The organism is Methanocalculus alkaliphilus (assembly GCF_024170505.1).
Taxonomy (GTDB): domain Archaea; phylum Halobacteriota; class Methanomicrobia; order Methanomicrobiales; family Methanocorpusculaceae; genus Methanocalculus; species Methanocalculus alkaliphilus.
This window is the reverse complement of record NZ_JALJYG010000005.1, coordinates 60,705-84,244: the sequence shown is the minus strand read 5'-3', so window position 1 is coordinate 84,244 and position 23,540 is coordinate 60,705. Positions and strand designations below refer to the sequence as shown.

Genomic DNA, 23,540 nt, shown 5'->3' with positions numbered 1-23,540 from the left:
ATCAAAGCTGATTCGATATATCGACGCAGGAATAGTAAAACCTTATGTTTCTAACATCAGTTCCGAAATTTTCTGACTATATTCTTATAAGGTATCGAGGAGTATCACTCTGTGAAATGCCCGGTGGAGGATATCCTGATAAGAATGTGCTGCTGGTAACTGGTGTAATCATGGCAGCCGCCGCAATTTTCTTCTGGCAGCTGCTGGCAATCATCATCCTGGCAGGAACACTTGCCGTTATTCTCCTCCCCATCCATCGGCAGCTGACCAGGGTGATTAATCCGGGGGTCTCCGCACTCCTTATTGCAACCTTTGTCATCGTCTTTGTGACGTTTGTGATCAGTTTTACAATCGCTGTCTTTTATACAAATTCCGCATTAATTGAGGAGATTATCGACACAATCCTCCTCTGGCTGACCACACTCGGCGCGTCCGGGACACCGACGGTTGGAGAGAGCGAACTGAACGATTGGATCACGCTCCAGATAAATAATCTGACTGCATGGGGTATTTCCCTCATTTATCATGCTCCAAGGATTGTCCTTGATATTCTTATCTTCCTGATGGCATTGATGGCTTTCCTGTATAAAGGAGAGGAGATGTATATCCGGGCTGTCAATGCCCTTCCAGGCCGTCTCTCCTCAGGATTGCGGGAGATATCAAAGACCGTTGTTGATACGCTCTATGCAATCTATGTGGTGCATGTGGTGACAGCGTTGATCACCTTCCTCCTTGCAATCCCATTCTTTTATGTCCTCGGCTATGATCACATCCTCTTTTATGCGACGATAGCTGCCATGTTCCAGCTGGTCCCCATCCTTGGCCCCTCGCTCCTGATGCTCTTCCTCGGAATCTATGCGTTTTCGATGGGTGATTACCGGGGTGTCGCCATGATCGGTCTTGTCGGCTATCCGGTCGTCTGCGCACTCCCGGATCTCGTCTTCCGCCCTCTCATCATGGGCATGCGGGCGAGTATCAACCCCCTCCTGATGTGGATCGGCTTCTTTGGGGGACTGGCTATCATGGGCCTCATCGGGTTTATCCTTGGACCTCTGATTATTGCCTTCGTCGTCTCAGGATACATTCTCCTTCTCCGCGAACTTGAGATGGCAAAGAAGCAGGAAGTCGCCAGCGACCCGAAGGCCGAATGATGGTGAAAGAACCATTCCTCTATTTATTATCAGAGTGCCTATACTGATCTGCGCGAGGGTTGCCAAGCCAGGTCAAAGGCGCTGGGCTTAGGACCCAGTCTCGTAGGAGTTCGGGCGTTCGAATCGCCCCCCTCGCATAAAAAAAGATAGTCTTTTATCCATCGCCCTGCTCGTCAATCTCACTGATGATAACATACGGCCCCCTCTTCCGTAAACGGCCGGCACTCTTTGGGTCGATCTCCTCTCCATTATAGATGCCCCCGCAGGTCTTCTCATCGTAGATGAGGACATCCCGGTACGTGCTGGTGGAGAGCGCTTTGATCCGCTCAATCCGCAGATTCTTCTCATCAGGATGTATCATCGGGGATCACCTGTCTCCGCACATATCATCTCTCTTCCTCCTCCCGTCCGCCATACATCCTCTCCAGCCCGCACCCACTGCCTTCTGACTCGATCAGAACAAAGGGCGAGTTTCCGGTGACAACGAAAACCCCGCAGACGGGGCAGGTATAGTCATCAGGGAGATCTTCAAGTTGAGTCCCGGGTTCGATCCCCCGCATCGGATCTCCTCTCATCGGATCATAGATGAAACCACAGACGATACACCGAAAAGAGAAGCATTCATCCATACTCGTTTAGAGACGCCCTGATTTATAAATCTACCCGTAAAAAAAAGTTGCAAAAATGCGTGTAAAATGGAATTACTCCTTATTCAGAATAACCGCTCACTTCCCGGCCGGTGATCCCATCAAGGAAGAGACGCCGGCTGCCTCCCCCTGTGGCAATGGTCGCTTCATAGACCGGATAGTATATCGTCCTGAACCGGGTGATCTCCGCTGATGGTTCAAGCCCTTTGAGGATCTTCCGAAGGGCGTCTTCTGTTATCAGGGGGCTTCGTGACTCGCCTGAGAGGGGGATGAGATTTTGGCGGAATGACTGGTGGAGTCCCTGGAGTTTTGGGATGGGGTGTGCGAGGAGCGGCACAAAGACGGTCGCCCCCTCCTCCGACGTCATTGTGGTGATCAGCTTCTGCTTCTGAAGGAGTTTGATCCCCTTCTTCACCCTTGCCGGTCCAAGCACAGTCTCTGCCTCGATCTCGAGATCGGTCAGACCGGATGGCGACAGTACCGAGAGTATTGAGACAGCGGTTTCATCAAGGCCGATCAGCTCCCGAAATCCGGGATGAATGCGAAGTCCGTCATTGAGATCAACCCTCTCCCCACGAAATCCCTCAAGAATGAACGAACTCTTTCGTGTCGTCTTCTTCAGGATCCCACCCAGATACTTCACCTCAATCAGGATAAGAGGCCAGTATATCCGATCAAAAACGGTTATTCTCTCAAGATACCTCCTGCTCCAGAAACTTCTTTTGCAGAATCCCTGCGCTATCCTGAGTGCCTCATCCCGCTCGACCAGGATCGGAACTGCAGATCCGGTATCATCTCCCTCAAGAGGGGTGCCCGATCGGATCAGGTCCCCCTCGCTCTCATCGTCATCTATCTCCGGGGGGTCGATCTTTGGCTTCTTCTCCCTCCTCTCACCTTCTGGTGCTTCGGCCGGATTCTCTTCGGGCATCGTCGGAGGTGCCGGGCGAACCGGGGAGATCTGAGGAGTCACCCCCTTGTGTTTCGTCTCACGGCCTCCAAACTTCATCATCACCTTCTCCCGGACCAGACCTCCCATCACAAAGAACTGTCCGGGCTCAAGGGTGATCAGCTCCTCGACCTCTTTTCTGGCGTTAAAGAAGTGGGCAACAGCCTTTAAATCGTTATCAATAGTGAGTTTTCCGATGATCTGGTTGTTGCACTGGCTCAGCACATTCTTCTGGACAAGGGATGGCCGCTGGGTGGCAACGAGGAGTCCGAGACCTCGTTTCCTTCCACGACGTGAGATCTCTTCGATCATCTTGATCGAGTCCCGGGACTGGGGGATGAACTTGTCTGCCTCCTCCACGATAAGAAGAAACGGCTTCCTCAGCTCAGATTCAAGCTCGTAGAGGATGTTCACAAGAGCTGTTGCCTTTGTCCGCATATCGACCTCCGATACATCAAAGACAACCTGCCGGGAGGAGACGATCGCATCCCGCATCACAGAGTACAGATCCACCGTCTCGATATCGAAGTCACAGTCCTCGTCTGATCCAATCCAGATGATCGGGAACCGGTCCTTGAGCGAGAAGTACTCCCCCTCGGTATCGATCAGGCAGAACCCGATATAATTCTTACAGAGATGCTCACAGAGTACAGCAATCCCCCAGCTTTTCCCTGCTCCGGACTGGGCGATGACACATGTCCGGCCGGTGACTATCTCCTGTGCACTGATCCCAAGATCACGATCCCCGATTCGTCCTACACCCAGATCCATTCTCTCTACAAAGAATGGATGGATTGGCTGTTATAATTTGGGGAGGGATCCTGGAGAGAGCACGCTTATCTGGTTGTACTCCAATCGATCAATATGGCGATCGTCATCGGATCCGGTGCCGGTGGTGCAACCATGGCCAGGGCACTCTCCGAGGCCGGGCATGACGTACTGATCATCGAGCGTGGTCCCCATGTTTCCGGGAGCGATGCGTATCTGCAGTATGCAAACGTCGATGCCGGAATCCGGCTCATGAGGGCATTCTGTCTTGGCGGTACCACAATGGTCTCAGGTGGGAATGCCCTCCGCAGCCTTGAAGAGGAGATGAAGGGATTTGGTATCGATCTCTCCACCCATTATGCCGCTATTGAGGATGAACTGGGGGTCATGCCGCTCCCGGATCACCTCACCGGTCCGGGAACCCGTCGCCTGATGGATCAAGCCATCGATCTCGGGTATCCCGTCTCCAGAATGCCGAAATTCATCGATCCGGATCGCTGCTGTATGGACGGGCTCTGTGCATTTGGCTGTCCCACAGACGCACGGTGGTCGGCTCTCGCTTTTATCAGGGATGCCGAGGGGAATGGAGCAGAGGTGGTCACAGGACAAACAGTGGATGAGATTATCGTTCGTCATGGCGAGGCCGGCGGGGTCAGGGTGGGATCAACGGTTTATCAGGACGATCTCATCATCCTGGCAGCCGGGGCACTTGAGACACCCCGGTTCCTTCAGCAGCTCTCCCTTCCGACAACTCCGCTCTTTGCCGATACCTTCGTCTCGATCGGCGGCGTCCTGCCGGGCATCGGAATGAACCGGGATGTTCCGATGGGATTTTACATCCCGTACAAAGAGGGAATAATCCTCCCTCACTACTCCCGTCCGTTTCACGCCCTCCTCAACGAGGCAGGGATCTCCGCGGCAGAGGAGGATATCATCGGGATGATGGTCAAGATCAGGGACGACGATGATGGATCGGTCGGCGAGGTGATCAGAAAAGGGGTGAGCGTCGGGGATGCTGAACGGCTCGTCGATGGTGCTACGCATGCAGCAGCACTCCTTACCGGTGCAGGTGTTGATCCACGGACCCTTATATCAGCACCGCTTCGGGGATCACACCCCTGCGGGACGGCAAGGATCGGTGTCTCAGTGGATACAAACCTTGAGACCGCAATTCCCGGACTCTATGTGACCGATGCCTCTGTCCTTCCAGAGGCTCCCGGACGCCCGCCGATCCTTGCGATCATCGCTCTCGCACGGTATGCAGCGGGCAGGATTGGGAAATAAAAAGGGATCAGAGGTACTCCTGATCATTCATATATGGACGGAGAACCTCAGGAATGACGACCGATCCATCCTCCTGCTGATAATTTTCCAGGATCGCCCGCATCGTCCGTGAGGTTGCAACCTCCGTCGAGTTCAGGGTATGAATGTGGTGCTTCATCTCAAAGTCCGATGGATCCCGCATCCGCATTCCAAGCCGCACCGCCTGGTATGAGGTGCAGTTTGAACAGGAGACGACCTCGCGGTACTCTTCTTCACGTGGCATCCAGACTTCAATGTCATACTTCTTGGCAGCCACCGTCCCGATATCACCGGTGCATATCAGGACGACCTGGTAGGGGAGGCCGAGGTTCGTGTACAGTTCCTCGGCATTTGCGAGGAGCTCTTCATGGATTGCAACAGATTCTTCGGGTTTGCAGAAGACGAACTGCTCAACTTTATGGAACTGGTGAACGCGGAAGAGCCCCTTCGTGTCAATGCCATGGGATCCGATCTCCTTTCGGAAACAGGGGGAGAGGCCGGCAAGCCGAAGAGGGAGATCCTTCTCGTCAAAGATCTCATCCTGAAACATCGAACAGATCGGGTGCTCACTTGTCGCGATGAGGTAGGAATCCATCCCATCAATCTTATACATCACATCCTCAAAGTCGCCGAGATCGGTCACACCTTCATACGACTTCCGGTTCATCATGTATGGCGGGATGACGGGGGTGAAACCATTCCTCATCAAAAGATCGATTGCATATCGCTGCAATGCCATATCAAGGAGGGCGAGATTGCCCTTCAGATATGAGAACCCTGCCCCTGATGTCCGTGCCGCCCGTTCAAAGTCGGCCCATCCCTTCTCAACCGCGAGCTGTCCATGATTCTTTAACTCGAAGCCGAAGGTCTGTGGCGTTCCTTCACGACGGATAACCTGATTCTGGGAGGCGTCCTCACCATACGGAACAGATTCGTCGAGGATGTTTGGAAGGCGCATCAGGTAATACCTGACCTTCGCCTCTTCCTCTTCTTTGACGGCATCAAGCTCTTTAATCCGGTCAGGGAGGGACTTCGCCTCCTCCAGCAGATCTGTTGTATCTCTTCCTGCCTTCCGCCCGGCATTGATCTCACGCGAGATCGTGTTTCTTCTCTGCCGGAACGCGTCGATCTCCACCTTCAGTTCACGTACCCGTTGATCCGAGGCGAGGAGATCATCGACCCATGCAAGGCGTATGGAATCATTCCGCTTTCTGAGATCAGCCCTGACACTATCGGGATTTGTCCGTACAAATTTAATATCAAGCAATTAGAACACCTTCATAGAGTGAGACTGCATATGATCTCTCTATCTGAGATGTTTATTGTATTTGTTGATTGATACGATCCCCATCAGATGATGAGTAAATACATATCTCCTGCGCATCACAGGGGTGATGTCGTTAAAAAAGAATTAGAACCGGGGTTTCCGGTGCTTTGGGAGGCAGTCACGGCAGTACACTGGTCTGCCCTCCGTGGGCTTAAATGGTACTTCACAATCTTCACCACAGTCGGAACAGACTGCCTTGGTCATCTCACGAGGACCGTCAAAGCTTCTTGGGCCGCCGAAATTACCCCGGCCGCCAAAATTTCTTCCTTCCATTATATTGCTCATGCAGTGTAAGTTCTGCTCTATTATATAAGGCATTTAAGCTTAAAAGAGTATGCTTATATTCAAACACAATTAATTACAATGTGTGTATGATTGATATTTCTCCTGAGGAGGAAACGGTGCCCTCTGAAGAAGATACTTTGATGAAAAAGAGAATTAGAACCGGGGTTTCCGGTGCTTTGGGAGGCAGTCACGGCAATATACTGGTCTGCCCTCCGTGGGCTTAAAGGGAACTTCGCATTCGCATCCACAGTCGGAACAGACTGCCTTTGACATCTCACGTGGACCATCAAATCTTCTTGGGCCGCCGAAGTTACCCCGGCCGCCAAAATTTCTTCCTTCCATTGTATTACTCATGCAGTTTGAGTTCTGCAGAATACTATTAACTCTCCCATTATAAAAATACTATCCTGTTGACGAACGCTTCTTCAGGAAAAAATTATGGGATATCCTGGATTCATTCATTTCTTCTTCATAAAGCGGTGTGCGGCATCGGCAATCTCTTCGACCGCCTTCTGAAGCTCAGACCCGATCTCGCGGGTCTTTGTCTCGATATGATCTCTCCCCTCTTCGGTCATGAAGAGTTTCTTGCCGAGGACCACGACACTCTCGATTGTCATATCGACATTCTCCGAGGTTTTTTTGATCAGATCCTCGACCGTCGGCTGTTTCTTCTCTTCAGCTGCTGCCTCAGCCTTTGGAGTCTCCTCTTCCTCAAAGACAAATCGTCCCTTTACAAAACGTCCTTTCCTCTCTTCTTCTGCCATGGTGCAATGTATGATACTATCAATGAAGAATCATTCGGAATTATTGCTCCTTGTAAAGGGATCCGCCTCCACATCCTTCCGGTGATGAAATGCGGTATCCAGAATCTCTCTCAGCTCATCAGGGTCGGTGACCGGGGGAAGGCATGCCCCCTCACTGCAGGGATAGGCAACTGATTCTGATGTACCTGGTTCGTACACTTCGAGCTTTGGAGCTTTCTCCTGCAGGCCAGACACCAGATCCGGCGTGACGGGAAGCCAGGTGGTGAGGATGTTCCTCGTCTGGGTGAGGGGTGCCATGAAGGGTGTTGCATCACCGGTGATCACGACATCAACAGCTGCCCCGGAATGATGTGATGATGCACTGATAGCATGAATATGTGCAGTCGGATGGTGGAGGAAGGCAGCGGAGAGCTTCTCCTCCATAATTCCTGCGATCCGGGCCATCTCAATGTTCCCGGTGATCCGGCTCAGTTGGTGGAGGTTATGGAGCATCACCGCGTTTCCTGATGGTCCGCCTGCATCCTCCAGATCCCGTGTCCGGAAGAACGAGCTCCCCTCCCTCTCAAACCAGAACCAGCCTTTCTCCGGATTGAAGAACCCGAAAATGACCATTTCTGTCAGGCGGAGTGCATCCCGGAGCGGTGTGGGCTTTCCGGTTGCCTGGTGAAGCATAATGCCCGCTCCTATCAGCTCGGCATAGTCTGTAAGATTTGCCGGTGTCGTGTTCACCCCGTTTATGCGGCTGTGAAAGAGCTCATCTCCGGACTCTTCCAGGATCACTGACAGATGATTATAGGCATCCTCCGCATCCGTGATCATACCGGCATCCCCGATGAGATGGCCGGCGCGGGCGAGGGAGGCGATCATCATCCCGTTGATATCCAGCAGGATCTTCTCATCACGGAACGGTCGCGTCCTTGCTTCTCTCTTCTCACGGAGCTTCTCCCGCACCTTCATGAGACGCTCAGGATCCGGGTTCGGTTCGGTGAGCGAGAGGGGCATTCTGACTTTCTCGCCTGCGTTCCCGAGGAAGAGATCGGCTGCCCATGCTCCGTCCTCAGCATCGAGGGCGGAACGTATCTCTTCCTTTGACCAGAGATAGAAGCCCCCCTCCTCCCCGCCGCTCTCAGCATCCTCTGCGGTGAAGAAGAGGCCCTCTTCGGATCTGAGATCGGATCTTATATACCGGGCTATCCGCTCCGCCTCCTCCTTCAGGAGGGGATCACGGGTCACACGATAGCCTTCGGCAAATGCAGTGAGAAGAAGAGCCTGATCAGTTGCCATCTTCTCATAATGGGGGATCGCCCACTCCTGGTCGGTTGCATAGCGGTGATACCCGCCGCCAATCTGGTCGTTGATCCCTCCCATTCTCAGTGCATGGAGCGTTTCAATCGCCATCCTTGTGGCATCCACCCGTCCGGTCATCCCGGCATACCGGAGAAGGAACGATATAATATGGGGGGTAGGGAACTTCGGTGCCGTTCCAAAACCCCCGTTCTCACGATCAAAGGATCCGGCAAGGGCGATATACGCCTCATCCGAAGCGCCCTTTAAAGAGCCCGGTTTCTCCGGAACCGTGGTCTCACCTCTGAGATAGGACTGGACCGCCCCTTCGACCCGTAGTGACAGCCCTTCCGCTTCATCACGATTCTTCTCCCAGAGATCCCATATCCGGTCGAGAACCTGAATAAGACCTGCACGCCCATACTTTGGGAGTTTCGGGATATAGGTGCCTGAAAAAAAGGGACGCTTCTCAGGGGTGAGGACGAGAGTGAGAGGCCAGCCACCGGATCCGGTCATCAGCTGGCAGGCCACCATCGCGATTCGATCTACCTCCGGCCGCTCCTCACGATCCACCTTCACGGCAATGAACCTCCCTCTCAGCGCTTCTGCCACCTTCTGATCCGAGAATGATTCCCGGTTCATCACATGGCACCAGTGGCAGGTTGAGTACCCGATCGAGAGAAAGATCGGGATATCCCGGGCCTTCGCAATCTCAAACGCCTCCTCTGAGAATGGGTACCAGTCCACCGGATTGTCTGCATGCTGACGAAGGTAGGGGCTCTTCTCATCACTAAGCCGGTTAGCCATACCTATGCTGGAAGGTCCGTGGCTATCAATGCTTGCCTCGGAAAGGTATAGGTTGGCTGAGACGAGAGTAGTTGATGTATGTCACGACGGGGATCGTTTTCTCTTCTTCTGATCGCAGGTCTTATTGCCGTTGTATGCCTTTCTGCAGGATGCCTTGGCGAAGATGCCCATCATCATCCCCCTGCTCCTCCTCCTCCATTTGATGAGGATGTTCATGACTGGATCTTCATCGGATCAGGAGACCAGACGGTTGATACACGCCTCTCTGAAGGTCTCCATCTCCTGAGATTCCACGTCAGGAAACCACCCCTCTCCTATCCGGATGATTCAGTGGTGAAGATCATGACTGCACATACCGGGTGTATGATTCGGGGAAGTTTCACCAGTGGGGCGTACGAGGCTGCAGAGGATGGCGGTTGGTATGGCTGGTCCCAGGCCGTCATGCTCCCGGAGGGGGGAAATGCCACCATCGAGGTACGACAACAAGGTGACTGGTCTCTGACCCTGCAGCCTCCGGCGATGATCAATGGTATTCCTCCACAGACGTTTGCCGGTGTTGGCAACGCCGCAACCCCGTTCTTCATGATCCCGGCCGGGGATTATTCATGCGAGATCGGCATGGCAGAAGGAAACGTGCTTGGCGTTCACCTCATCCGGAGTGATGGCAGACCCTTGATGGAGGATGATCAGCAGGTCCCTCTGAAAATGCATGCGCTCCGTGATGCTGATGATATCCTCTCTATCGGCAGCTATACAACAACAGTTCCAGTGACCATCCACGATGATGATACATATCTCTTCAATATCATATCCGATGGCATCTGGTCGGTGACCATCTCTCCTGTGTAAGGCAGGACCATCTTTTCTCTTAACCAATATCCCTGGGAATATTCATCATCATGAGGGGCTATATCAGGGGATTATGCAGAAGATCGGCAGAACCTTCATGGAGATGACGAGATATGCCCATCTCCCCCCGTCTGATCAGCAGCGGGGAGTCACCCCTCCCCCCCTTGAGAAGCCCTATCAGGACGATGGCACGGCTATTGCTCTCCCATCTCCCGAATCGATCAGAGTGCCGTCATCTGATCTCAGGGAGGCGATCGAGATGCGATCCTCGGTCCGGACCTATACGAGGGATCCGCTCACAATCGAAGAGCTTGCCTACCTCCTCTGGGCGACACAGGGTGTCACCGGGATCGTTGATCCCTTCTATACCAAACGGAATGTTCCATCCGCAGGTGGACGCCACTCGTTTGAGACCTATCTCCTGATCAACCGGGTTGATGGGATTGCACCTGGCCTGTACCGGTACCTGGCATTCTCCCACAGGCTTGCTCCGGTTGATATACGCCCCGGAATTGCCGACTCGGTGATGAACGCCTGTCTTGGTCAGCCCTTTGTCCGGTCATCGGCGGTGACCTTCATCTGGTCCTGCATCGTCTACAGGATGAGCTGGCGATACAGCGAACGGGCATACCGGCTTGTCCATCTTGATGCAGGCCATGTCTGCCAGAATCTCTACCTTGCCGGTGAGCAGATCGGATGTGGAACCTGTGCAATCGGTGCATTTGACGATGAATTGATGGTAGGACTCATCCATGCCGATGGCGTGGAGGAGTTTGTCATCTATGCGGCGACGGTCGGGAAGAAGAAAAATACTGAGAAATTATGACCTCCTGACAAATCAGGAGCCCGCAGGTCCATTATCTGTCAGAAACAGGAGGAGAGGGAGAAGGATCTCCTCATGGACTGCTGCTGCCCGCATCGCAGAATTGGCATGGAGTGTCAGATAGGTGTCCTCCTCTGCAAGGTAGTACCAGAATGTTGATGCACCGGGATACCCCCCGGTATGGCCAGAGAGAGTCAGGTTCGCCGGCTCATCCAGAGATGTAATGATATATCCAAGTCCGTACCCCTGGCTTCCAGACCCCAGAGGGCCCATATCAACACTCTTCTCTGACTGTGGTGAGATCGTCATCATCCCGCCACGGGATGAGGGGCTGATCAGCATGCCTGACACAAGTGCTTTATGGAATACATTGAGATCGGCTGTTGTGCTCACGATATCCCCGGAACCTCGATCGTACTGCTTATAGAGATTGCTGAAATCCATGAGGCCCCCATCCCCCTCGAGATCCTCGATGGCATGCATATATGGCTGTGGCAGTCGGTTGGTCCGGTGGACTGATGTGTTCTTCATGCCTAAAGGGTCTAGAATATGTTCCTTTATATATTCCTCATATGTCGTGCCTGATACCCTGTCGATGATCAGTGTCAGGAGGATATAATTGACATTTGAATAGGTATACCCCATCTCCGGATCATAGAGTGGACCTGCATGGAGGCTATCCCACATACCCTGCTCGTAGGAGACGATGTATCCGGGGTTCTCGTACGCTTCCAGAATCAGCGATATCTCATCATAATCCGCTATACCGCTTGTATGATCAAGAAGCTGGCGAATTGTTATCTCATCGCTCTTTGGGATCGCCTTCACTATATCAACCGGAAGATAGGAGTCTATCGGATCATCGAGGGCAAGCTTCCCCTCTTCGGCGAGCTGAAGGATTGCAACACTGACAAATGGTTTTGTCACGCTTGCAATGAAGAAATGCATCCCGGTTTCAGCCGGTATCACAGGGGAGATTGAGGCATATCCTGCCGCATGGCTCCATCTCCAGTCCGGCGTTACGATCTCGATGACTGTTCCGGGGATCTCAGCATTGGAGACACCATCTGAGACGATCCTCTGGAGGCTGGTATCTACCGAAGGAGGCGGAGCTGTCAGGAGTTTGTCAGTATCTTCTGGAACCGGCTCTGAAGAGTGCATACATCCTGAGATGAGAGCAGAAGCCACGAGCAGACCTATCAGGATCAGGGGTATAGAAATCCGGGGATGGAATGACATGGTGATTCATCTCATCTTCAGGAAAAAAAAACATTCTGATTGGTTGAAATCGCCAAAATGAACAAGGGGGGATAATGGTGTGAATTCCTCGTTGTAATGCAGCTCCAGGGACTCCGGGTTATATCCCAAGTTCCTCTCTCATGGAATCATACTCACCTGAGAGCCGCCTCGCAAGGATCGCAACATACTTCCCCTGCCAGCGGGCTCCTGCGAGTTCATTCTCTGTTGGCCATCGCTCACCTCCGCCCCCGGCAATCGTTGATGCACCATAGGGTGAGCATCCTGTCACTTCGTCTGTCTTTGACTGGCCGGTGAAGCCATAGGGGAGACCTGCAATGACCATGCCATGATGGAGGAGAGTGATCTGTGTCGAGAGGATCGTCGACTCCTGGCCCCCATGCTGGGTTCCCGAACTGGTAAAGACGCTTCCGACCTTCCCGACCAGGGCATTCTGCTGCCAGAGTCCGCCTGTCGTATCAAGGAACTGCCGCATCTGGCCGCACATATTCCAAAAACGTGTCGGCGTCCCGAAGATGATCGCATCTGCAGATGCCATCTCCTCGCGACTGCATATCGGGATCTTCGTAAACTCTTCCTGAAACGAGGAGGCCCCCATCTTCCTGATAACCTCGGGTGGCAGGGCCTCGGGAACACGGCGGAGGACTGCCTCGGCACCGGCGGTACGCACACCTTCGGCAACCGCCAATGCGAGCTGGTGTACATGGCCATAGAGGGAGTAGCAGACTATCAGAACAGTCGTCATACAGAAGAGACTGAGGGGTTCTGGATGATAATAATGCTGATCACCGCTCCCGCTCTCCTCTTTTCGATCTGATATCCTGGGGGATTGAAAGGAGCTTCTGGATACTGAACCTTCTATGGAACTGTCTGGTATAATCGACGATTTGAGATGGATCTGTCGACTATGATTGACAGTATGGTGAAATGTTCTCCCGATCTCTTCGTGAGCAGAAGGCACCACACCTTGTTCCGGAGAGTACACTCCTTCGCTTAAAATAGTCGCACCAGACTCACAGGATGACGGCGATACAGTCTCAATGAAGCATAGCAAGATGAATCTACATTCCATCTGCGGTATGGAATAATGTGTAAAAACAGAATCGGCGTAGGTCGCTCTGGATTACCAACCGACCGGAAAAGTGCTGCGAGGGGGATCCGAACCCCCGACCTCCAGATATCCCAGGAGATGGCGCCTCGAATTTGCTCAAAACCCTATGAGTCTGGCGCCCTAACCAGCTAGGCCACCGCAGCAACGGTTGGTCTGCACGACTTGTGCATAATAAGGAGGTTGCCGATCCGTATATAGATTGTCATTTGACCTCCTCTCTGGCCACGGCTGAAAATTCTATAAAAATAGGGGTATTATCCATTCTTCTTCATATGGTGAAGATAGACATTGACCGCAGCGGTGATTGCCGCAGTCTCCTTTCCCTGCCTGAGCGACTCTGCAAGGGTCTGCATCCTCGACTCCTCATCGCGGAAGAAACGTTCAAGATTGCGCCTGATGTTCTGATCAGCGAGGAAGTGGGTATGGGTGTTCCCCTTGATGAACTGGCGGTTATTCATCAGGGCGTGATGGAGAGGGAGCGTCGTCTTCACACCAAGGATCACATACTCATAAATCGCGCGGCGCATCCGTTCGATAGCCTCGATCCGGGTAAGTCCATAGGAGCAGAGCTTTGAGATCATTGAATCATACTGGGGAGGTATCGCATAGCCGACATGAATGCCTGAATCAACCCGTATTCCGGGTCCTCCCGGAGAGCGGTACCTGACGATCTTCCCGGGATCTGCTGCAAAGTCATTCATCGGATCCTCGGCATTGATCCGGCACTCGATGGCATGACCTCTGAGGCTCACCTGCTCCTGGTCATATGCAAGATCTTCCCCTGCTGCAATGGCGATCTGCTGGCGGACGATATCCACGCCGGTTACCATCTCGGTGATGGTATGTTCAACCTGGAGGCGGGTATTCATCTCCATGAAGTAATATTCGCCATTTGCATAGAGAAACTCAACAGTTCCGGCATTTGTGTAATTGCAGGTCTCTGCAACGGTGAGGGCAGAGTCTGTCATCCGCTCCCGGAGTTCCGGGGTCATGATCGGGCATGGCGCCTCCTCAACAAGTTTCTGGTGCCGCCTCTGGATGGAGCATTCCCGCTCAAAGAGGTGGATACCATTCCCACTCATGTCTGAGAGGATCTGCACCTCGATATGGCGGGGTTTATCCAGATACTTCTCGATGAAGATGGTCGGGTCGCCAAAGGCGGACTGAGCGATCCGCATACCCTTCTCGATTGCTTCTGCGATACCGGACTCATCCCAGACGATCTGCATCCCGATACCGCCACCACCTGCACTTGCCTTGACGATAACCGGGTATCCGATCTCTTCTGCAAAGGCGATTCCCGCCTCAGCGGAGGTGACCCCCCCCTTCGTCCAGGGAAGGACCGGAACACCGGCAGCACTCATCGCCTCCTTTGAGTCCAGCTTTGACCCCATCATATGAATGGTCTTTGATGAGGGGCCGATGAATGTGAGATTGCTCTCCTCGATGCGTTCTGCAAAATGGTAGTTCTCGGCGAGGAAGCCATAGCCGGGATGGATCGCCTCGGATCCGCTCATCTCAGCCACCTCGACGATCCGGTCAATATTCAGGTAGCTCTTGGAGGGGTGTGCCTCCCCGATGAGGAATGCCTCATCGGCATACCTGACATGGAGGGCATTTTTATCCGGCTCCGAATAGATTGCAACCGTCTCGATCCCCAGCTCCCTGCAGGCACGCATGACACGTATGGCTATCTCACCACGGTTTGCGATGAGTACCTTATCAAAGAAGCTCATTGGATCACCAGCAGTATATCTCCATTCTGTACTACTGAACCGACATCCACGTAGATATCTGAGACCTTCCCATCGACCGGACTCTGGATTGGATTCTCCATCTTCATCGCCTCAAGGACGAGGAGCGTCTCACCCTTCTTCACAACCTGGTCGCGGTGAACCTTGATCTCAAGAACCATCCCCTGCATATTGCTCTTCACACCGCCCGGAAGATCGCCTCTGGGGATCTGTGATTTAACAGCAGCACCGACTGGTGCTGAGACTGTGCTTCCCCCGACAGAGACGATACGAACGGCGAAGATCTCGCCATCAACCTCAACCTCCATCGAATCAGGGAAGTCGTTTGTGGATCCCGTTGCTGCCTTCTTTGCCTGTGGAATGGCTTCAGCAGTCTTCTCTCCCCGGAGGAAGGCAGGAGCGATGGCTGGATAGAGGATATATGTCAGAATATCCTCATCCTTCTTCACAAGACCCATGCTGATGGCTTCTTCCTTGCTCCTCTCATACATCGGTTCAAGAAGGTCCGCCGGCCGGATTGTGATCATCTCTTCTCCATCGATGATCCGCTCTCTGATCTCATCAGAGATGGGTGCAGGAGGCCGCCCATACAATCCACGGACATAATCCTTCACCTCTTTGGTGACGTTCTGGTAGCGGCCGTTCATCAGGACATTTAAGACCGCCTGTGTCCCGACAATCTGGCTTGTCGGAGTGACAAGGGGCGGATACCCAAGGTCCTCACGAACCTTTGGTATCTCCTCAAATACATCTGATAACCGCTCAAGTGCATCCTGCTCCTTCAACTGGGAGACGAGGTTTGAGATCATCCCTCCGGGGAGCTGGTAGACAAGAACATCACTGTCGATCCGCTCAGAGATGGGATCAACAAGTGCGTCATACTTCTTCCTGATATCCATGCAGAGATTCCGGACCTTCCGGAGTGCAAGGAGATCTATTCCTGTCTCGCGGGGTGTACCGATCAATGATGCGATGACACTCTCGGTGGCAGGCTGTGATGTTCCAAAGGCAAACGGTGACATTGCGGTATCGAGTATATCAACGCCGGCCTCTATCGCTGCCTGGTAACTCATCGGTGCTATCCCACTCGTCGAATGGCTGTGCAGATCGACGAGAATATCCACCCTCTCCTTAATCCCTGTTATCAGCTCCCGTGCAGTTTCCGGCATGATCAGACCGGCCATATCCTTGATACAGACCGAATCACAGCCATGGGAGTACAATTCCTCAGCCATATCGATAAATGTGGGAATGTTATGGACCGGGCTTGTGGTATACGAGATGGCACCCTGCATATGTGCCCCGAGATCGGAGACTGCCTTCATGGAGGATTCCATATTCCGGATGTCGTTGAGTGCATCGAATATCCGGAAAATATCCACCCCGTTTGTGTGAGCTGCAGTGATGAACCGCTCAACGACATCATCCGGATAGTGCCGGTATCCCACCAGATTCTGCCCCCGGAGGAGCATCTGGATTGGGGTGTCGGGGAGTGCCTCCTTCAGTGCACGAAGACGCATCCATGGATCGTCGTTTAAAAACCGGATACAGCTATCAAATGTAGCCCCGCCCCATGCCTCCACAGAGAAGAACCCTACCTTGTTGATCTCATGAGCAACCGGTATCATATCCTCTGTACGAAGGCGTGTGGCAATGAGCGATTGATGCGCATCCCTCAGCGTGGTATCTGTGATGTGTACTCTGGAAGATTTTGAAAACGTCATCTGAACACCTCGTGGGCTGAGGAATTGTAAAAATCGAGCCTCTCAACAATTAACCTTGATAGTATAAAAAACTCACCAGAAGATAAATATGCTTAAAATGGCGATTAATACTGCAAAAAATGTCAATATGACGTCCTTTGGAAATGTAGAAAAATTTGGTTTATGTGTTCCGCCACTCTGAAACCCCCGGATTGCAAGAAGGTTTGCGGTCTCGTCTGCCCGACGGATATGAAGGAGAAGAAGGGTGAGCGCGGCAGGAATGATGCTCTTGTGGTCTATCTTCATCCCTTTTATAGAAAAAGCCCGTTGTATCTCCCGAAGATCCGATCCCGCAAGATGAAATGACTGGAGTGTCATCTCTGCCGCAAGGCCGATATCAAAGCCGAACCTCTCCCCAAAGAACGAGACGAAGATATCCAGCATATCGCCTCCACGAAACTCCGCATACGCCCAGAAGGAGATGAGCAGGATGACACCCATCCTGATGCCATATGATACCCCCCCTCCGACAAGGATCTCAGTGACAACCGCCGGAACAAGGATAAGGAGGGCGAGTGCAGCAATCAGCCTCTTCTCCGGAAGACGCCGTCCCTTCCGGGATGCACCTGCCCACCAGACGAGGGCAAGAAGAGCCCCCCCGATCGAGATGAATGCCCCAAGTGAGAGGGAGATGACGGAGAGGAGCCGGAGCCTGCCGTCACTGAATGTCGTCTGCGTCTCCTCCGGGCGGGAGTGGTTCATTGCCCTGGATTGACGGGATCCCCCTTCCCCCTCCAGCTGCCCGTTCCTCATCACGAGCCGATCGTCAGAATCCGGAATAATCTCCCGTTCATGGGTGAAGATGATGGTTATTCTCTCTCTCCGCTTCTGGATTTCGCGGCAGAACCATCTCTTCATATCTGCATCAAGCGATGAGAAGGGTTCATCGAGGATGAGGAGATCCGGATTTCGCGCAAGGACAGAGGCGAGATTGAGCCGTTTCAGCTCGCCCCGGGAGAGTGTGTGGGGATCACGGCCCCACATCGCTTCCGGGATGACCGGTAGAACGGATGTGGGCTCAACTCCCCACGATCGGATCTCCTCTGCAACCGTTGCTCCGGTTATATGGTACTCAGGAAACTGGAGGGAGAGGATCTCAGATTCTATCCCTGATCTCCGGACTGCTCCGCTCTCTGGTTCCATCTGTCCGGAGAGGAGGAGGGAGAGGGTGCTCTTGCCACTCCCGATTCTCCCGGTGATAAGGGTGGTGCCAGGCCCAAACCGGTGATCGGCGGAGATGGTCATATCCCCCTGCCGGTAGATGAGCGCGTCCGCGATGAGCTCCATATCAGCCATCCCTGGGTATCCCCCCTGAGATGACCCTTCCATCACGAATCATGATGCAATCGTCTGATACAGCGGCAATATCACGATACTGGCTGCTCTGTAGTATATAGGGGGGGGGATCGGATCGGAGTGCATCCTGCATCTCCCATGCCGTCTCCTCATCAAGATGCGAGTCTGCCTCATCGATGACAAGGAGGAGAGGGGAGGTGACAAGTGCCGTCGCGAGGGCAACGAGTACTTTCTCCCCACCAGAGAGTGTCCGCGTCTTTCGATTGATGAGACGGGTGATCCGAAGCATCTCTGCAATCTCCATTGTCCGGGTTTCGATCGCCTCCATTGGCAGGTTTCTGAATCTGAGGGGGGCGGCTATCTCGTCGAAGACCCGCTCAAAGAGTATATTCCTGTCAGGAAATTCTGATACCCAGCCGACCTCGCATGATCGCGGGGGGTTACCGTCGATCAGGACCAGTCCCGTCTCCGGAATGATGACCCCGGCCATTATCGAGAGGAGCGTCGTCTTTCCCGCACCGTTTGGTCCAAGGATTGTTGTGATACCCGGCTCTATCGAGAGGGCCGGTATCCGGAGAATGCCATGGGAGAGGTCGTGAATTGTTATCATGTAACTCTTCGGGCGATGGCAAGGGCTGCCACTCCCTTGAGAATATCACCGGGAATGAAGGGGAGAACGCCGACAATCACGGCGGCAGTAAACGGCATACCTGTTGAGAGGGAGAGCCAGGCAGTTCCAAATATCCAGATGATGATACTTGCCGAGATGATCCCGGTTATCTCTGCATGCCGGAAGGTCTTTTCACACAGGAGTCCGGCAATGAGTGCCGCAGGTACAAAGCCAATGATATACCCGCCGGTCGGGCCAAGGAGGACCCCAAGTCCTGCTGTCCCGTTATGAAATACCGGGAGGTTACAGACTCCAAGGAGAATGTAGAGGACCGCAGGAAGGACGGCATACCGCTTCATTACAAGGGCAGCAAGCAGGAGAAACAGCGTCTGCAGGGTGAAGGGGACGAGTGGCAGGATTGGAACCACTATCGATACCCACCCTCCGATGCTTATCAGCGCCGCGAATGTCGCTGTCCGGGTCAGGATTTTTGCATACTCGATATTACCGTACATCGTCAACCTCCTTATTGTTTGTTGGTTGACGATAAAAAAGAGCATGTTTCCTACCGGAAATGATGATATGGAGGAGAAAATAGGTTTTGAAGGGTATTTGTATATTGAAGCCTCAAAGGATATGGCAGTCACCGGCGATGACCCGCTCGATCTTTCCATTATCCTTTCTGATGATCAATGCCCCATGATCATCGATATCAATGGCCTCTCCTTCAAAGGTCTTCTTGAGGGTTTTTATCTCGACTCTTCGCTCCAGTGTGCAGGAGAGGCTTCTCCATTCCCGGAGGAGTGCATCATATTCATTCCGCTCGACCAGGGTGTACCGCCTCTCAAACTCGGTCAGGACACGTGCAAGGAACTTTGTCCGGTCAACATCGTATCCAAGCTCTTCTGAGATCGATGTCACCTCGCGGTTCAGGACCGGCATCAGTTCCTCGATTGATACATTGACATCGATTCCAAGGCTGAGCAGACAGTAGTGGATGACATCAGCCTCGGCTGATAATTCAAGATGCATCCCTCCGACCTTCTTATCGCCGATGAAGATATCATTTGGCCATTTGATCAATGCGCCAATATCATACTCTTTTCTGATGGCCCGGGATACGGCAACGGATGCGGCGATCATGATCATGAAGGCCTTCTGGATGGGGATCGATGGCTTGAGGACGATCGTCGTCCAGATTCCTCCTGCAGGTGATGCCCACGATCGACCAAGGCGTCCAAGCCCGCCGGTCTGCTCTTCTGCGAGTATGACAAGCCCTTCCGGTATATCGTCCTCAATCTCCCGGATCATCTGTTTTCCAAGCCAGATGGTTGAGGGGGTGGTTGCGACATAATGAATCTCAGATCCGATCTTCCTTGTTTTGAGCTGCCGCTTAATCTCATATGGAAGGAGGCGGTTTGTCCTTCCGGTCACATGATATCCCTCTTTCTGGGTGGCATCTATTTCATACCCAAGTTCGCGAAGCTCTTCGATATGTTTCCAGACCGCAGATCGGCTGATCCCCAGCTCTTCACTGATCTTCTCTCCAGAAATCTTACCGCTCTCCCGGTCAAGGATCTTCAGGACGTTAAATGCAGCGTTATTCATTGTTTTTACCTTTTTGCAATGCTCTGTTCACTATCCAATGGACAGGGATCTGTTCCACAGACCTGACGAAGGATGAAAGACTGGTGTTCCATAAGCGTCGCCAGATCAAAGATGCCGGTGATGTCAACGACCCCGATTGCTCCAATCGCCTCCCCCTCACTATCCCGTATGGGTGCGACGACGACCGGAATTCCCTTATAGATCCCCTCTTTTGGCCGTGTCTTGATCAGGCTGTTCTTCGCAATCGCCTCTTCAAGGATCGGTCCTGAATAGGATCTCTCGATCACCTTCCCGTCTTCTATCCGGATGCCGGGCTTCTCTTTGGATCGTCCGGTTATCGGAAGATTCGAGACTATCGTGTGGATCGTCATCAGGACCGGTTCGAGATCATCGGCTGATGCATCCCGGGCAATGGTATATCGATGCATATTGGAACACTAACAACCATACCAATTCCATCTAAAAGAAGGTTTCCTTTTTGGAGGAGCAAAATGCCGTGATAAACCTTCGGGACGGATACTCATGTGCGGTTGTCAGGATGACGCGGCCGTCTCCAATACACTCCTCAATCAGGATGGGTTCTCCCTCCCTGGTCTCTGCAATGGCTTCCCCGGAATACCCGGTGAGATGCCCGTCGCATTCAAAGGCAGTATGGTCATATCCATCAAGCAGGGCGACGGCATCACTCTCTCTTCTGATGAGAATCTCACGCGAACCGTATGAAAACCGGTATTGTACAGAGAATGGGAGCCAGTCATAGCAGTCCGGTACATCGCCGCCACCCCCAAAGACCACAAGCTCTCCTCCTGACCTGATGAAGCGCTCCATCCGGCTTTTCGTTGCCCTGAGTGCGGGGAGGACACGGGAATAGTCCTTGTTTGCAAAGCCTGTCGGGATGATGAGCGTTCCAAATGATCCACGGTAGAAGGGGGCGGCAAGGAGCTGTGGTGTGACCAGTTCGCAGGACCCGACACAATCCTCGATCAGACGAAGAAACATCAGCCTCTCTTCCCAGATGAGTGCCGGTGATCCGCCTTTCATCCTTTGATCACTCCAAGGGGCATCATGCGTGCAACGATCCGGGAGAGTCCGGCCTCATGAACAACACGGATAACCTCATCACTTGACTTATACATCTCAGGTGCTTCCTCGGCGATTACATCCCCGGATGGCGCCCGGACGATGATCCCCTGCTTCTTTAGTTCAGCTGATACCGCAGCCCCACGTACTGTCTTCTTCGCCTCTTTTCTGCTACTGACCCGTCCTGCACCATGGCAGGTGCTCCCGAAGGTCTTCTCCATCGCCGTCTCTGTTCCTGCGAGGAGGTAGGATGCCGTTCCCATGCTGCCTGGAATGATCACCGGCTGTCCTGTTTTCCGGTACACGGCGGGGAGTTCTGGTCTTCCTGGTCCAAATGCCCGGGTTGCTCCTTTTCTATGAACACAGACGCGCCGTTCTGAGCCATCAACAGTATGTTTCTCCCATTTGGCGACATTATGCGCCACATCATAGACCAGTGGCATCTCGGTATGGGCGATCCCAAATGCCGATTCAAAGAGGGTTCTCACCTGATGGGTGATGATCTGGCGGTTGGCCCAGGCATAATTTGCAGCCGCCGCCATCGCGCCGAAGTAGCTCTCCCCTTCAGGTGAGGTGAGAGGGGCACAGGAGAGCTGGCGGTCAGGGAGATTAATCCCGTACTTCTTTGTGGCTTTCTCAAGGGTTTTCAGGTGATCTGTGCAGACCTGGTGCCCGAGCCCGCGCGATCCGCAATGGATCATACAACAGACGTTGCCTTCCTGTACACCAAATGTTGCTGCAGCCTCTTGATCCCTGATCTCGGATACCACCTGGAGCTCAAGGAAGTGATTTCCTGATCCCAGGGTGCCGCACTGGGGAATCCCCCTCTTGCGCGCCTTCTCACTGACGTTTTCGGGGACAGCCTCCTTCATATATCCTCCCTCTTCACACCGGATGCAGTCATCAGGAAGGCCATAGCCTTCAGATACCGCCCAGCTGGCTCCGTGTGCCAGGAGATCGTCGAGTGCGGTAGCGGAGAGGCGGAATGCACTTTTTGAACCAACACCTGTTGGAACCTGCTGATACAGCCTGCCGATGATATCCTCCATCTTCCCCAGATCGGAGATATTCAGGGGCGTTGTGATCATCCGGACTCCACAATTGATGTCAAATCCGACACCCCCGGGTGAGATGATCCCCTCCTCTTCTGAGAAGGCGGCGACCCCACCGATCGGAAATCCATAGCCCCAGTGGATGTCAGGCATCCCAAAGGAGTGGCCGATGATACCCGGGAGGGTTGCGACATTGGCAAGCTGTCGGACGGCTCCCTCTTCAAGAGAGCCAAAGAGAGACTCTGAAAGGAAGAGCCTCCCGGATACCCGCATATCCGGGATATATCCCAGGGGAAGATCCCATTCATGGCGTCCAACAGAAGAGAATTCTTTCTGCATCATCACACCTCAAATATCAAAGATGATATCACAGCTCATCATATCTCCGGTAGTCCGGATGGCGAGGCCGGAGAGTGAGACACCTTTGATCTCCCGCCCCCCTTCATGCTTCTCTCGCTGAAATGGCTCTCCTCTGAGTGTGGCGACCAGACCGCTTTCTGTGAATCTGACAACCGTCTCACAGACGACGAATGATTCAACCTCGGAGGTGTAGAGGAGATCAGAGAGGAACTCCCAGAGGAGATCCTCGGGCTCGTCTGCATCAACTCTCATCGTCTTCTCAGAATGATGATCACATTCTCCGGGGTAGAGGACTGCAAACATAGCCTTTGCAGCAAGGGAGAAGAGCTCCTCCCTGCTCTCTGCCCGTATACGCCGACGTACATCTGCGGTATGAGGGAGTTCTTCAATACTCATCGGACGGACCATATCCAAAGTACCGTGGCACCATCTTCATGTCGATCGTCTGGATCCATTTCACCTGGTACCGTGAGACATACAGATCATGGTCACCGACCGTTATGCGTATGTCAGTTGATTTTGGCTGCTTGATTGATGTCGGGAGGAGGATTGGCCCTCCACATGATGTACAGACCCTGAAGTCGCATCCGCGCTCATGAATATATGCCCGTACGTCTTCGTTGATGATGATATCCGGCACCTCTGTGGGTTCTCCAAACGGTCTACGCATGTACGTAATTAATGGGGAGAGAATGA

Annotated in this window: 25 protein-coding genes and 2 tRNA genes; 5 read left to right on the top strand and 22 right to left on the bottom strand. The window is 53.1% G+C overall.

What is annotated here, in order from left to right:
• Positions 1–116: 116 nt before the first annotated feature.
• Positions 117–1,151, top strand: a complete 1,035-nt coding sequence (locus tag J2T58_RS05270; RefSeq protein WP_253487992.1) for an AI-2E family transporter — start codon at positions 117–119, stop codon at positions 1,149–1,151.
• Positions 1,152–1,203: 52 nt separating this feature from the next.
• Positions 1,204–1,288, top strand: a tRNA-Leu gene (locus J2T58_RS05265).
• A 17-nt stretch (positions 1,289–1,305) separates the two neighbouring features.
• Here the strand turns inward: J2T58_RS05265 and J2T58_RS05260 are convergent.
• The 3 genes from J2T58_RS05260 to J2T58_RS05250 all read right to left on the bottom strand — a co-directional run bounded on the left by J2T58_RS05260 (position 1,306) and on the right by J2T58_RS05250 (position 3,515).
• The gene (locus tag J2T58_RS05260; protein WP_253487991.1) at positions 1,306–1,512 is read right to left on the bottom strand and encodes a hypothetical protein; all 207 of its coding nucleotides are present in this window, start codon (positions 1,510–1,512) and stop codon (positions 1,306–1,308) included.
• 25 nt (positions 1,513–1,537) lie between these two features.
• Entirely contained in the window at positions 1,538–1,780 is a 243-nt protein-coding gene (locus J2T58_RS11095) for a rubredoxin (protein WP_301287480.1), read from the bottom strand.
• A 79-nt stretch (positions 1,781–1,859) separates the two neighbouring features.
• Positions 1,860–3,515: an ATP-binding protein gene (locus tag J2T58_RS05250; RefSeq protein ID WP_253487990.1), complete on the bottom strand. Its 1,656-nt coding sequence runs from the start codon at positions 3,513–3,515 to the stop codon at positions 1,860–1,862.
• Between the two features lie 93 nt (positions 3,516–3,608).
• On the opposite strand from J2T58_RS05250, the gene J2T58_RS05245 reads away from it, so the two are divergent.
• Positions 3,609–4,796, top strand: a complete 1,188-nt coding sequence (locus tag J2T58_RS05245; RefSeq protein WP_253487989.1) for an FAD-dependent oxidoreductase — start codon at positions 3,609–3,611, stop codon at positions 4,794–4,796.
• 7 nt (positions 4,797–4,803) lie between these two features.
• Here J2T58_RS05245 and serS read toward each other — a convergent pair whose 3' ends face one another.
• From serS to J2T58_RS05220, 5 genes are all read right to left on the bottom strand, one after another.
• Complete coding sequence (gene serS / locus J2T58_RS05240) at positions 4,804–6,081, bottom strand: serine--tRNA ligase (RefSeq protein WP_253487988.1); 1,278 nt, start codon at positions 6,079–6,081, stop codon at positions 4,804–4,806.
• A 144-nt stretch (positions 6,082–6,225) separates the two neighbouring features.
• On the bottom strand, positions 6,226–6,414 hold the full coding sequence (locus tag J2T58_RS05235) for a CxxC-x17-CxxC domain-containing protein (RefSeq protein ID WP_436262634.1): 189 nt from the start codon (positions 6,412–6,414) through the stop codon (positions 6,226–6,228).
• 165 nt (positions 6,415–6,579) lie between these two features.
• A complete protein-coding gene (locus tag J2T58_RS05230; RefSeq protein ID WP_253456584.1) occupies positions 6,580–6,768 on the bottom strand; it encodes a CxxC-x17-CxxC domain-containing protein in 189 nt (62 codons plus the stop codon).
• A gap of 116 nt (positions 6,769–6,884) precedes the next feature.
• The gene (locus tag J2T58_RS05225) at positions 6,885–7,190 is read right to left on the bottom strand and encodes a hypothetical protein (protein ID WP_253487984.1); all 306 of its coding nucleotides are present in this window, start codon (positions 7,188–7,190) and stop codon (positions 6,885–6,887) included.
• Positions 7,191–7,220: 30 nt separating this feature from the next.
• Positions 7,221–9,281 (bottom strand): thioredoxin domain-containing protein, encoded by a 2,061-nt coding sequence (locus J2T58_RS05220; protein WP_253487983.1) that lies wholly within the window; start codon positions 9,279–9,281, stop codon positions 7,221–7,223.
• A 78-nt stretch (positions 9,282–9,359) separates the two neighbouring features.
• Between J2T58_RS05220 and J2T58_RS05215 the strand changes: the two genes are divergently transcribed.
• The gene (locus J2T58_RS05215; protein WP_253487981.1) at positions 9,360–10,130 is read left to right on the top strand and encodes a GPI anchored serine-threonine rich family protein; all 771 of its coding nucleotides are present in this window, start codon (positions 9,360–9,362) and stop codon (positions 10,128–10,130) included.
• 73 nt (positions 10,131–10,203) lie between these two features.
• Positions 10,204–10,956 (top strand): SagB/ThcOx family dehydrogenase, encoded by a 753-nt coding sequence (locus tag J2T58_RS05210; protein ID WP_253487979.1) that lies wholly within the window; start codon positions 10,204–10,206, stop codon positions 10,954–10,956.
• A gap of 12 nt (positions 10,957–10,968) precedes the next feature.
• Here J2T58_RS05210 and J2T58_RS05205 read toward each other — a convergent pair whose 3' ends face one another.
• The 14 genes from J2T58_RS05205 to J2T58_RS05140 all read right to left on the bottom strand — a co-directional run bounded on the left by J2T58_RS05205 (position 10,969) and on the right by J2T58_RS05140 (position 23,514).
• Positions 10,969–12,114: a serine hydrolase domain-containing protein gene (locus J2T58_RS05205; protein WP_253487977.1), complete on the bottom strand. Its 1,146-nt coding sequence runs from the start codon at positions 12,112–12,114 to the stop codon at positions 10,969–10,971.
• A 196-nt stretch (positions 12,115–12,310) separates the two neighbouring features.
• Complete coding sequence (wrbA, locus tag J2T58_RS05200) at positions 12,311–12,955, bottom strand: NAD(P)H:quinone oxidoreductase (protein WP_253487975.1); 645 nt, start codon at positions 12,953–12,955, stop codon at positions 12,311–12,313.
• A 398-nt stretch (positions 12,956–13,353) separates the two neighbouring features.
• Positions 13,354–13,464 (bottom strand) — tRNA-Met (locus J2T58_RS05195).
• A gap of 111 nt (positions 13,465–13,575) precedes the next feature.
• Complete coding sequence (locus J2T58_RS05190) at positions 13,576–15,057, bottom strand: acetyl-CoA carboxylase biotin carboxylase subunit (RefSeq protein WP_253487973.1); 1,482 nt, start codon at positions 15,055–15,057, stop codon at positions 13,576–13,578.
• Positions 15,054–16,799, bottom strand: a complete 1,746-nt coding sequence (locus J2T58_RS05185) for a pyruvate/oxaloacetate carboxyltransferase (RefSeq protein ID WP_253487972.1) — start codon at positions 16,797–16,799, stop codon at positions 15,054–15,056. Before J2T58_RS05185 ends, J2T58_RS05190 begins: the two co-directional genes overlap by 4 nt.
• Before the next feature lie 72 nt (positions 16,800–16,871).
• Entirely contained in the window at positions 16,872–18,134 is a 1,263-nt protein-coding gene (locus J2T58_RS05180; protein WP_253487971.1) for an ATP-binding cassette domain-containing protein, read from the bottom strand.
• The gene (locus tag J2T58_RS05175; protein ID WP_253487970.1) at positions 18,127–18,744 is read right to left on the bottom strand and encodes an ABC transporter ATP-binding protein; all 618 of its coding nucleotides are present in this window, start codon (positions 18,742–18,744) and stop codon (positions 18,127–18,129) included. Before J2T58_RS05175 ends, J2T58_RS05180 begins: the two co-directional genes overlap by 8 nt.
• Positions 18,741–19,259, bottom strand: a complete 519-nt coding sequence (locus J2T58_RS05170) for a biotin transporter BioY (protein WP_253487969.1) — start codon at positions 19,257–19,259, stop codon at positions 18,741–18,743. The genes J2T58_RS05175 and J2T58_RS05170 overlap by 4 nt, the downstream gene beginning before the upstream one ends.
• A 112-nt stretch (positions 19,260–19,371) precedes the next feature.
• Complete coding sequence (locus J2T58_RS05165) at positions 19,372–20,352, bottom strand: biotin--[acetyl-CoA-carboxylase] ligase (RefSeq protein WP_253487968.1); 981 nt, start codon at positions 20,350–20,352, stop codon at positions 19,372–19,374.
• Between the two features lie 5 nt (positions 20,353–20,357).
• Complete coding sequence (locus J2T58_RS05160) at positions 20,358–20,780, bottom strand: DUF2111 domain-containing protein (protein ID WP_253487966.1); 423 nt, start codon at positions 20,778–20,780, stop codon at positions 20,358–20,360.
• A gap of 31 nt (positions 20,781–20,811) precedes the next feature.
• The gene (locus J2T58_RS05155; protein WP_253487964.1) at positions 20,812–21,393 is read right to left on the bottom strand and encodes a hypothetical protein; all 582 of its coding nucleotides are present in this window, start codon (positions 21,391–21,393) and stop codon (positions 20,812–20,814) included.
• Positions 21,390–22,823, bottom strand: a complete 1,434-nt coding sequence (locus J2T58_RS05150; protein ID WP_301287483.1) for an RtcB family protein — start codon at positions 22,821–22,823, stop codon at positions 21,390–21,392. The genes J2T58_RS05155 and J2T58_RS05150 overlap by 4 nt, the downstream gene beginning before the upstream one ends.
• A gap of 9 nt (positions 22,824–22,832) precedes the next feature.
• On the bottom strand, positions 22,833–23,240 hold the full coding sequence (locus J2T58_RS05145; protein ID WP_253487962.1) for an archease: 408 nt from the start codon (positions 23,238–23,240) through the stop codon (positions 22,833–22,835).
• On the bottom strand, positions 23,230–23,514 hold the full coding sequence (locus J2T58_RS05140) for a hypothetical protein (protein ID WP_253487960.1): 285 nt from the start codon (positions 23,512–23,514) through the stop codon (positions 23,230–23,232). Before J2T58_RS05140 ends, J2T58_RS05145 begins: the two co-directional genes overlap by 11 nt.
• Positions 23,515–23,540: the final 26 nt, after the last annotated feature.

Excerpts from the sequence above, each read along its gene's own strand:
- J2T58_RS05155 (WP_253487964.1), bottom strand. The coding sequence starts at position 21,393 with ATGAAAGGCGGATCACCGGCACTCATCTGGGAAGAGAGGCTGATGTTT.
- J2T58_RS05220 (WP_253487983.1), bottom strand. The coding sequence starts at position 9,281 with ATGGCTAACCGGCTTAGTGATGAGAAGAGCCCCTACCTTCGTCAGCAT.
- J2T58_RS05170 (WP_253487969.1), bottom strand. The coding sequence starts at position 19,259 with ATGTACGGTAATATCGAGTATGCAAAAATCCTGACCCGGACAGCGACA.
- J2T58_RS11095 (WP_301287480.1), bottom strand. The coding sequence starts at position 1,780 with ATGGATGAATGCTTCTCTTTTCGGTGTATCGTCTGTGGTTTCATCTAT.
- J2T58_RS05145 (WP_253487962.1), bottom strand. The coding sequence starts at position 23,240 with ATGAGTATTGAAGAACTCCCTCATACCGCAGATGTACGTCGGCGTATA.
- J2T58_RS05215 (WP_253487981.1), top strand. The coding sequence starts at position 9,360 with ATGTCACGACGGGGATCGTTTTCTCTTCTTCTGATCGCAGGTCTTATT.
- wrbA (WP_253487975.1), bottom strand. The coding sequence starts at position 12,955 with ATGACGACTGTTCTGATAGTCTGCTACTCCCTCTATGGCCATGTACAC.
- J2T58_RS05245 (WP_253487989.1), top strand. The coding sequence starts at position 3,609 with ATGGCGATCGTCATCGGATCCGGTGCCGGTGGTGCAACCATGGCCAGG.
- J2T58_RS05205 (WP_253487977.1), bottom strand. The coding sequence starts at position 12,114 with ATGCACTCTTCAGAGCCGGTTCCAGAAGATACTGACAAACTCCTGACA.
- J2T58_RS05250 (WP_253487990.1), bottom strand. The coding sequence starts at position 3,515 with ATGGATCTGGGTGTAGGACGAATCGGGGATCGTGATCTTGGGATCAGT.
- J2T58_RS05185 (WP_253487972.1), bottom strand. The coding sequence starts at position 16,799 with ATGACGTTTTCAAAATCTTCCAGAGTACACATCACAGATACCACGCTG.
- J2T58_RS05180 (WP_253487971.1), bottom strand. The coding sequence starts at position 18,134 with ATGGCTGATATGGAGCTCATCGCGGACGCGCTCATCTACCGGCAGGGG.
- J2T58_RS05270 (WP_253487992.1), top strand. The coding sequence starts at position 117 with ATGCCCGGTGGAGGATATCCTGATAAGAATGTGCTGCTGGTAACTGGT.
- J2T58_RS05165 (WP_253487968.1), bottom strand. The coding sequence starts at position 20,352 with ATGAATAACGCTGCATTTAACGTCCTGAAGATCCTTGACCGGGAGAGC.
- J2T58_RS05210 (WP_253487979.1), top strand. The coding sequence starts at position 10,204 with ATGCAGAAGATCGGCAGAACCTTCATGGAGATGACGAGATATGCCCAT.
- J2T58_RS05225 (WP_253487984.1), bottom strand. The coding sequence starts at position 7,190 with ATGGCAGAAGAAGAGAGGAAAGGACGTTTTGTAAAGGGACGATTTGTC.
- J2T58_RS05235 (WP_436262634.1), bottom strand. The coding sequence starts at position 6,414 with ATGGAAGGAAGAAATTTTGGCGGCCGGGGTAATTTCGGCGGCCCAAGA.
- J2T58_RS05190 (WP_253487973.1), bottom strand. The coding sequence starts at position 15,057 with ATGAGCTTCTTTGATAAGGTACTCATCGCAAACCGTGGTGAGATAGCC.
- J2T58_RS05260 (WP_253487991.1), bottom strand. The coding sequence starts at position 1,512 with ATGATACATCCTGATGAGAAGAATCTGCGGATTGAGCGGATCAAAGCG.
- J2T58_RS05160 (WP_253487966.1), bottom strand. The coding sequence starts at position 20,780 with ATGCATCGATATACCATTGCCCGGGATGCATCAGCCGATGATCTCGAA.
- J2T58_RS05150 (WP_301287483.1), bottom strand. The coding sequence starts at position 22,823 with ATGCAGAAAGAATTCTCTTCTGTTGGACGCCATGAATGGGATCTTCCC.
- J2T58_RS05175 (WP_253487970.1), bottom strand. The coding sequence starts at position 18,744 with ATGATAACAATTCACGACCTCTCCCATGGCATTCTCCGGATACCGGCC.
- J2T58_RS05230 (WP_253456584.1), bottom strand. The coding sequence starts at position 6,768 with ATGGAAGGAAGAAATTTTGGCGGCCGGGGTAACTTCGGCGGCCCAAGA.
- J2T58_RS05140 (WP_253487960.1), bottom strand. The coding sequence starts at position 23,514 with ATGCGTAGACCGTTTGGAGAACCCACAGAGGTGCCGGATATCATCATC.